The organism is Pseudomonas sp. Root569 (assembly GCF_001427465.1).
Classification (GTDB): Bacteria; Pseudomonadota; Gammaproteobacteria; order Pseudomonadales; family Pseudomonadaceae; genus Aquipseudomonas; species Aquipseudomonas synxantha.
In genome coordinates, this window is record NZ_LMGQ01000017.1 from 49,186 (window position 1) to 57,812 (window position 8,627).

Here is an 8,627-nt window from a genome sequence, read left to right on the forward strand (position 1 = left end):
AACCTAATGAAAAGCGCAGAAATCCGTGAAGCCTTCCTTCGCTTCTTCGAAGAGCAAGGCCACACCCGTGTAGCCTCCAGCTCATTGATCCCAAGCAATGACCCAACCCTGCTGTTCACTAACGCGGGGATGAATCAGTTCAAGGACTGTTTCCTGGGCCAGGAAAAACGCGCCTATACCCGCGCAGTCAGCAGCCAGAAGTGCGTACGCGCCGGTGGTAAGCACAACGACCTGGAAAATGTCGGCTACACCGCCCGTCACCACACCTTTTTTGAAATGCTCGGCAACTTCAGCTTTGGCGATTATTTCAAGCAGGACGCGATCAACTTCGCCTGGACCTTCCTGACCGGCGTATTGAAGCTACCGAAGGAAAAACTCTGGGTCACCGTCTACGCCACTGACGACGAGGCCTACGACATCTGGACCAAGCAAGTCGGTGTGCCGCCTGAGCGCATGGTGCGTATCGGCGACAACAAAGGTGCGCCGTATGCCTCCGACAACTTCTGGACCATGGGTGACACCGGCCCCTGCGGCCCCTGCACCGAGATCTTCTACGATCACGGCGCCGACATCTGGGGCGGCCCACCGGGTTCGCCGGAAGAAGACGGCGACCGCTACATCGAAATCTGGAACAACGTGTTCATGCAGTTCAACCGCACCGCCGATGGCGTGTTGCATCCGCTACCGGCGCCGTCGGTAGACACTGGCATGGGCCTGGAGCGGATCAGTGCGGTGATGCAGCACGTGCACTCCAATTATGAAATCGACCTGTTCCAGAGCCTGCTGGCTGCCGCGGCCAAGGCCATCGGCTGCGCCAATGAAGACCAGGCGTCGCTGAAAGTGGTGGCTGACCACATCCGTTCCTGCGGCTTCCTCATTGCCGACGGCGTACTGCCGTCCAACGAAGGCCGTGGCTACGTGCTGCGTCGCATCATCCGTCGCGCCTGTCGTCACGGTAACAAGCTGGGCGCCAATGGCAGCTTCTTCTACCAGATCGTGGCGGCCCTCGTCGCCGAGATGGGCGAAGCCTTCCCGGAACTCAAGCAGAACCAGGCGCACATCGAACGCGTGCTCAAGGCCGAAGAAGAACAGTTCGCCAAGACCCTGGAACAGGGCCTGAAAATCCTCGAGCAAGACCTCGCCAACCTGCAAGGCACCGTGGTGCCAGGCGACGTGGTGTTCAAGCTCTATGACACCTACGGCTTCCCGATGGACTTGACCGGCGACATCGCCCGTGAGCGTGACCTGACCCTCGACGAGGAAGGTTTCGAGCGCGAGATGGAAGCCCAGCGTGTGCGCGCGCGTTCCGCCAGCTCTTTCGGCATGGATTACAACAGCCTGGTCAAGGTCGATGTGGCCACCGAATTCACTGGCTACAAGGCCACCAGCGGTTCGGCCAAGGTGGTTGCCCTGTATAAGGACGGTCAGTCCGTGGACGTCTTGAATGAAGGCGACGATGGCGTGGTGGTGTTGGACCAGACGCCGTTCTATGCCGAGTCCGGTGGCCAGATCGGTGACTGTGGGTTCCTCAAGGCGAGCTCCGGTCGCTTCGACGTGCGCGACACTACCAAGACCGGCGGTGCGTTCCTGCACCACGGTGTATTGGCGTCGGGCAGTCTCACCGTAGGTTCCCCCGTGGAAACCCAAGTGGACGCCGATGTGCGCCATGCCACCTCGTTGAACCATTCGGCCACTCACTTGCTGCACGCGGCATTGCGCCAAGTGTTGGGCGAACACGTCCAGCAAAAGGGGTCGTTGGTCGACAGCCAGCGCCTGCGTTTCGACTTCAGTCACTTCGAAGCGATCAAGCCTGAGCAGATCAAGGCCCTGGAAGACATCGTCAACGCTGAAATTCGCAAGAACACCGCGGTGCAAACCGAAGAGACCGATATCGAGACTGCTAAGGCCAAGGGCGCCATGGCGCTGTTCGGCGAGAAGTACGGCGACAGCGTGCGCGTACTGAGCATGGGAGGCGACTTCTCGGTGGAGCTGTGTGGCGGTATCCACGCCAACCGTACCGGCGATATTGCCCTGCTGAAAATTGTCAGCGAAGGCGGTGTGGCCTCCGGCGTACGTCGTATTGAAGCGGTCACTGGCGCTGCGGCCCTGGCCTATCTCAATGCGGCTGAAGAACAACTCAAGGAAGCGGCCACCCTGGTCAAGGGCAGCCGCGACAACCTGATCGACAAGCTTTCCGCCGTGCTGGAGCGCAACCGTGCGCTGGAGAAACAGCTGGAGCAGTTGCAGGCCAAGGCGGCCAGTGCAGCAGGCGACGACCTGTCAGCCTCTGCCGTTGACGTTAAGGATGTCAAAGTCCTGGCGGCGCGCCTGGACGGTCAGGACGGCAAGGCGCTGTTGGCCCTGGTCGATCAGTTGAAGAACAAGCTCGGCCGCGCAGTGATCCTGCTCGGCAGTGTCCATGAGGATAAGGTCGTTCTGGTTGCCGGTGTAACCAAGGACCTGGCTGGCCAACTCAAAGCCGGTGATTTGATGAAGCAAGCCGCCGCGGCAGTGGGCGGCAAGGGCGGTGGTCGTCCGGACATGGCTCAAGGCGGTGGTGTAGACGCGGCGGCCCTGGACGCGGCCCTGGCCCTGGCCGTGCCGTTTGTCGAGGCAGGTATTTAAGGCACTGTTTATCGGCCTGTGGTGTAGTCACGGGCTTGTTCAGTGCGGGTGGATTGGATATTAGGCGCCCCTTTACGGGCTGAGGCGGCTTGGAAATGGCTTTGATCGTACAGAAATTTGGAGGTACCTCGGTCGGTTCTGTCGAAAGAATCGAGCAGGTCGCCGACAAGGTTAAGAAGTTCCGCGATGCCGGCGATGACCTGGTGGTGGTGCTGTCGGCCATGAGTGGCGAGACCAATCGCCTGATCGAACTGGCCAAGGCCATCAGTGGGGATCAGCAGCCGCTGCCGCGTGAGCTGGATGTGATCGTGTCCACGGGCGAGCAGGTCACCATTGGGCTGTTGGCCATGGCGCTGAACAAGCGTGGCGTGCCGGCGGTGTCCTACACTGGTAGCCAAGTGCGCATTCTTACGGACAGCGCGCATACCAAGGCGCGCATTCTGCAGATTGACGATCAGAAAATTCGTACTGATCTGAAAGCAGGGCGCGTGGTAGTTGTAGCGGGTTTCCAGGGCGTGGATGAGCAAGGCAATATCACCACCCTTGGCCGTGGCGGTTCGGACACCACCGGTGTGGCTCTGGCGGCAGCGCTAAAGGCTGACGAATGCCAGATCTATACCGATGTGGATGGCGTCTACACCACTGACCCGCGGGTTGTGCCTGTGGCCCAGCGCCTGGACAAGATTACCTTTGAAGAAATGCTGGAAATGGCCAGCCTGGGTTCCAAGGTGTTGCAGATTCGTGCGGTGGAGTTCGCCGGCAAGTACAACGTCCCGCTGCGCGTATTGCACAGCTTCAAGGAGGGGCCGGGCACCCTCATTACTATTGATGAAGAGGAATCCATGGAACAGCCGATCATTTCCGGCATCGCTTTCAATCGCGATGAAGCCAAGCTGACGATCCGTGGCGTGCCAGACACTCCAGGCGTGGCTTTCAAGATTCTCGGCCCTATCAGCGGAGCGAACATCGAAGTCGACATGATCGTGCAGAACGTTTCGCACGATAACACCACCGATTTCACCTTCACCGTGCACCGCAATGAGTACGATGCGGCAGAGCGGATCCTGCAGAGCACAGCGAGCGAGATTGGCGCCCGTGAGGTGGTGGGTGATACCAAGATCGCCAAGGTCTCGATCGTGGGCGTGGGCATGCGTTCCCACGCTGGCGTTGCCAGTCGCATGTTCGAAGCGTTGGCCAAGGAAAGTATCAATATCCAGATGATCTCCACGTCGGAGATCAAAGTCTCGGTAGTGATCGAAGAGAAGTACCTCGAGCTGGCTGTGCGTGCGCTGCACACCGCTTTTGAGCTGGACGCGCCGGCCCGACAGGGCGAGTGATGTGTAGCCAGGAAGGCGCGGTTTTACCGCGCCTTTCATTTTTTTGTGGGGCGCATGCTCTTTTGCGTGGGCTCGACAATACTTAGGCAGGTAGGGCTATGGCCTTTCGGTTGTAGGTCGAATGCCTTTTTTTTGCAGACTGTTGTTCCTGAACTGAAATGCGTGAGGAGAAAGGCATGCTGATTCTGACTCGTCGTTGCGCAGAAAGCCTGATTATCGGTGATGGCGAAATCACCGTGACCGTGCTCGGCGTCAAAGGCAATCAAGTACGTATTGGGGTTAACGCTCCGAAAGAGGTAGCGGTCCACCGCGAGGAAATCTACCTGCGGATCAAGAAAGAGAAGGACGAAGAACCAAGCCTTTAATTTTTATCGTTTTTTATGTTTGCAAACGGGGAAGAACGTGGTTAATATACGCCCCGTGTTGCGGAGAGCTGGCCGAGTGGCCGAAGGCGCTCCCCTGCTAAGGGAGTACACCTCAAAAGGGTGTCGGGGGTTCGAATCCCCCGTTCTCCGCCATTATTTGCTTAGTACGTTGCAATCTGGTTTTTTCGGTAAGTTGTTGAAAATACTCGAAAAAATAGCTTTACATAGAGATTGAACGGCCTATAATGCGCGGCAACAAATGCACTCGTAGCTCAGCTGGATAGAGTACTCGGCTACGAACCGAGCGGTCACAGGTTCGAATCCTGTCGAGTGCACCATTTAAGAGTTAGTTGCAGTAATGCAGGTAATTCAGTTTCAACCAGTTGTGACCTGGTCTAAAAACACAATCTGCACTCGTAGCTCAGCTGGATAGAGTACTCGGCTACGAACCGAGCGGTCACAGGTTCGAATCCTGTCGAGTGCACCATACAAACAAAAAGCCCGCCTAGTGCGGGCTTTTTGCCGTCTGGGGTTTGTGTAGGTTTTATCCCTTGATTCAATCTTTTTCTCCTACCCATGTGTTTTCCCTCCCGTCTGTGGCGTCGCAGTTCATGGATGTTAGCCAAGGCTGAGCTTTGACGCGCAAGCACTTGTTCTTTCCAGTTTTTTAACGTTTAAAACTTCCGGGCGGTGTATCATGCGCCCGTCAGCTCCGCCGGGGCTTGTGGAATACCTCCATGGACTTACCCAGTAGTTACTCAGTACCCCGTTTTACCAATCATGAATTGACTGATTGATCCTTCCGGCGTGCCCCGCTGCTGGGAGTGGAGTTCGCCTATGACCGAAGTAGAAGTAAAGAAAACACAAGAAAGCCTGCAGGATCGCCTGGCTCAAGTCATCGAGCTGCTGCAGCGCCAGCGCGTGGTCGAAGACCTCACGCACCGCCAGGAAGGTCCGAATCACGACCGCGTTGAAAACCTGGTTCACCGGCAAAACCTGGTCGAGTTGCAACGCAAGCTCGATGACCTGCACTCCGCCGACGTTGCCTATATTCTCGAAGCGCTGCCACTGGATGATCGACTGACTCTTTGGCAGTTGGTGAAGGCTGATCGCGACGGCGATATCCTTCTAGAAGTCTCTGATTCCGTTCGTGAAACCCTGATCGCCGACATGGACGATCATGAGCTCCTGGCTGCTGCCCGGGAGATGGATGCGGACGAGCTCGCCGACCTGGCCCCTGAGCTGCCCCGTGACGTCGTCCATGAGTTGATGGAGGCGCTCGACTCGCAGCAGCGTGAGCGCGTGCGTTCGGCGCTGTCTTACGACGAGGATCAAGTTGGCGCGCTGATGGACTTCGAGATGGTCACCATCCGTGAAGACGTCAGTCTTGAAGTGGTGCTACGTTACCTGCGCCGTCTCAAGGAGCTGCCAGGTCATACCGACAAACTGTTTGTGGTCGACTACGAAGGGATTCTCAAGGGCGTACTGCCGATCAAGCGTCTGTTGGTCAACGACCCCGAAAAGAAAGTCGCAGACGTAATGGCCAGTGATCCGGTGAGCTTCCATCCGGATGAGGATGCTTATGATGCCGCCCAAGCGTTTGAGCGTTATGACTTGATCTCCGCGCCGGTTGTCGACAAGAACGGGAAGCTGATTGGCCGTTTGACTATCGATGAGATGGTCGACCTGATTCGTGAGGAAAGCGAAACAGAAGTCCTCAACATGGCGGGCCTGCGTGAAGAGGAAGATATATTTGCCTCGGTATGGCGCTCGCTGCGTAACCGTTGGGCCTGGTTGGCGGTCAACTTGATCACTGCGTTTATCGCCTCACGAGTTATCGGTCTGTTCGAGGGTTCCATCGAGAAACTGGTGGCGCTGGCGGCGCTGATGCCGATCGTAGCGGGTATCGGCGGTAACTCCGGCAACCAGACCATTACCATGATCGTGCGTGCCATGGCCCTTGACCAGGTTAATACCGGCAACACCTCACGCCTGATGCGCAAAGAGCTGGCGGTGGCGCTGATCAATGGCGTCGTCTGGGGAGGGGTTATTGGTATCGTCGCCTACCTGCTGTATGACAGCTGGTCCCTGGGGGTCGTCATGACCGCTGCTATGACTCTAAACCTCCTGCTCGCGGCGCTCATGGGTGTTCTGATTCCTATGACCTTGGCGCGTCTTGGGCGTGATCCGGCGATGGGGGCCAGCGTGATGATCACGGCGATGACTGACAGTGGTGGCTTCTTTATCTTCCTGGGGCTGGCGACTATCTTCCTGCTCTGATTCCTTCCGGCGGGGACAAGTCTGTCCCCGCCCACATCATGCCCTTCCAAATTTCGCGCAAAAAAAAGCCAGCACATGGCTGGCTTCGGCTTTCAAGCGCCAATCAATTGGCTTCTGCGGCTGCCTCGACGTCGTGGGCGATCAGCGAGACCAGAGCATTTTGCTGGCGATGGGAGAGCTGACGAAAACGCTGCAGCAGTTCGCGTTCGTGCAGTGACAGCTCGGGGCTGTCCAGGCGCATGCTCAGCTCTTCACCCAAGGCACCTTCCTGAATAAGGCTCTGTTCCAGGCGTGCGATGATTTCGGAGTTCATGCTGCGGTGATGATTGCGAGCCACCTCGGCAATGCGTTCCCGCATTCCGTCTGGCAGACGTACGACGAACTTGTCAGCCGTACGGCTGGAATAAATTGCCTGTTTCAATGGGCGCATATATTTAACCGGTTAGTTCAGGGGAGCGGTTTTTGGAATTGGCCGCAAGATGAGTGTTAAGACAAGGCTCACGACCAAAGTTCAACCCGAATTGCAAAGAGGCCGCATCATGCCTCAGATTTGACATTTCATTGGCGTCAATTCTGTGACAAATATTGAACTGCCTACAGGCTTTATGCCAGCACTGATTTGCGTTTTTGCGGACTGGTTAAAAACTCTTCGCGATCAGATGAGGGTAAGCGATCTTCGCCCATGACTGCCCCGCGTCCGAGTCGCAGGGCGCATCCCATAAGGAATATGGCGTTTTGCCCGCAATCCTAAGACTAGTGGCAGTTTGCTTGTTTGCTAATGTCAGGCGACATAAGGTAGGGGCATCAGCGCAGGACAGGGTCGAATTTGATTCGACGGCCTACGATGAGCGTCAGGAGCAGCAGACTGCCAAACACAGCGCTGACGATAAAGGCGGTAGTTTGATTATCCTGGGTCGTTGATGCCAGACCGATCAGTGTGGCGGCGCAAGTGAGGCAAAGTAATAGCCAGGCAAGCTTGGACATCGGCGGCGTTCTCAGAAAACCCAGTGTTCAGAGGCTGGCGCGGTTTGTGCGTCCTGGGCCAATCTGACAGGTGACTGCGGTGTCGCGTTCATCACTGCGAGTTGAGGGCGTTGTTGCTGTTGAAGGTAATGCGGGGTTGCTTGGCTGATTTGCGCAGTGTCTTCGGTAGGCGGTTGGAATTGGAGCATCACCAAGGCAGTCAATGCCACTGTATTAAGGCCTAGCAGAAGGGCGCTGTTCATGGTGACGTACTCCGTGGATGCCTGGATCAGTTGGTTTTTGTAACTGAGCTATTGCAGATGCCGTGCCAATATTTTATGTCAGTAAAATCAATCAGTTAGCTTTAAATTCGCTGTCTTGGGCTTGCAGTTTGCAAGTATGGCGTTTTGAGGGTAGTGCAATTTGCACGACCGATATGTGGTGGCGAGAGGTTGGCTTGCAGTTGGCAATGCCCAAAAGTATCCGCCTACAATCAAAAAGGCTGCGGACGACATGACAAAACCAACCTTGGCCGTTAACATGCTCGCCGATCATCGCTAAGCTGGCTTTTTGCGCTGACAGCAGTATTCGTCCCAGTAGCTCAATTGGATAGAGCATCCCCCTCCTAAGGGGAAGGTTGGCCGTTCGAACCGGCCCTGGGACACCATCCATCTTGCTAGCTCCCTCAGTTGTCGGTATTCGCCGATTTGTCACTCAGACATTTCCTTCTATATAGCTTCGGTTTATTTCAAGCCTGGAGTCGATGTCTATCGGCTGTCACGTGATTGAGGGGGAGCTGTTCAGGGCTTTGCAGATGGGTGATTGGAAGATTCTTGCTCCTCGCCAAAGCTTGCCTGTTTTCTTCTATATAGAGAGGGGCTGGCAAATCGGGCGTAAATCGACAGTGCCGAAGGAATTTCATCTTTTTTGATTTAATGGCTTGACGCTCATGCTGATACCTGTAGAATTCGCCTCCCGCTGATGAGAGATCAGAAGCGCAAGTGGTTGAAGTTGTTGAAGAAATCTTCGAAAGCTTCTGAAAATAATCACTTGACAG

Annotated in this window: 7 protein-coding genes, 4 tRNA genes and 1 pseudogene; 8 read left to right on the forward strand and 4 right to left on the reverse strand. The window is 56.1% G+C overall.

What is annotated here, in order from left to right:
- The first annotated feature begins 6 nt into the window (after positions 1–6).
- The 7 genes from alaS (at position 7) to mgtE (ending at position 6,607) form a co-directional block, all read left to right on the forward strand.
- Positions 7–2,625: an alanine--tRNA ligase gene (gene alaS, locus ASD70_RS15355; RefSeq protein WP_056846860.1), complete on the forward strand. Its 2,619-nt coding sequence runs from the start codon at positions 7–9 to the stop codon at positions 2,623–2,625.
- A gap of 95 nt (positions 2,626–2,720) precedes the next feature.
- Positions 2,721–3,962: an aspartate kinase gene (locus ASD70_RS15360; RefSeq protein ID WP_046069180.1), complete on the forward strand. Its 1,242-nt coding sequence runs from the start codon at positions 2,721–2,723 to the stop codon at positions 3,960–3,962.
- 176 nt (positions 3,963–4,138) lie between these two features.
- Complete coding sequence (csrA, locus tag ASD70_RS15365; RefSeq protein ID WP_003175645.1) at positions 4,139–4,327, forward strand: carbon storage regulator CsrA; 189 nt, start codon at positions 4,139–4,141, stop codon at positions 4,325–4,327.
- 62 nt (positions 4,328–4,389) lie between these two features.
- A tRNA-Ser gene (locus ASD70_RS15370) sits at positions 4,390–4,480 on the forward strand.
- A 108-nt stretch (positions 4,481–4,588) separates the two neighbouring features.
- Positions 4,589–4,665, forward strand: a tRNA-Arg gene (locus tag ASD70_RS15375).
- Positions 4,666–4,737: 72 nt separating this feature from the next.
- Positions 4,738–4,814, forward strand: a tRNA-Arg gene (locus tag ASD70_RS15380).
- A 350-nt stretch (positions 4,815–5,164) separates the two neighbouring features.
- Positions 5,165–6,607, forward strand: coding sequence for a magnesium transporter (gene mgtE, locus ASD70_RS15385; RefSeq protein WP_043050354.1), 1,443 nt, complete (start codon positions 5,165–5,167; stop codon positions 6,605–6,607).
- A gap of 103 nt (positions 6,608–6,710) precedes the next feature.
- Here mgtE and ASD70_RS15390 read toward each other — a convergent pair whose 3' ends face one another.
- The 3 genes from ASD70_RS15390 to ASD70_RS29475 form a co-directional block, all read right to left on the reverse strand.
- Entirely contained in the window at positions 6,711–7,037 is a 327-nt protein-coding gene (locus ASD70_RS15390) for an Arc family DNA-binding protein (protein WP_003193592.1), read from the reverse strand.
- Positions 7,038–7,411: 374 nt separating this feature from the next.
- A complete protein-coding gene (locus ASD70_RS15395) occupies positions 7,412–7,591 on the reverse strand; it encodes a PA3371 family protein (RefSeq protein WP_046069179.1) in 180 nt (59 codons plus the stop codon).
- An 11-nt stretch (positions 7,592–7,602) separates the two neighbouring features.
- Positions 7,603–7,833 (reverse strand): hypothetical protein, encoded by a 231-nt coding sequence (locus ASD70_RS29475; protein ID WP_046069178.1) that lies wholly within the window; start codon positions 7,831–7,833, stop codon positions 7,603–7,605.
- Positions 7,834–8,160: 327 nt separating this feature from the next.
- On the opposite strand from ASD70_RS29475, the gene ASD70_RS15405 reads away from it, so the two are divergent.
- Positions 8,161–8,237 (forward strand) — tRNA-Arg (locus ASD70_RS15405).
- Between the two features lie 81 nt (positions 8,238–8,318).
- Here ASD70_RS15405 and ASD70_RS29480 read toward each other — a convergent pair.
- Positions 8,319–8,627 (reverse strand): annotated as a pseudogene (locus ASD70_RS29480) (hypothetical protein); the annotation flags it as partial.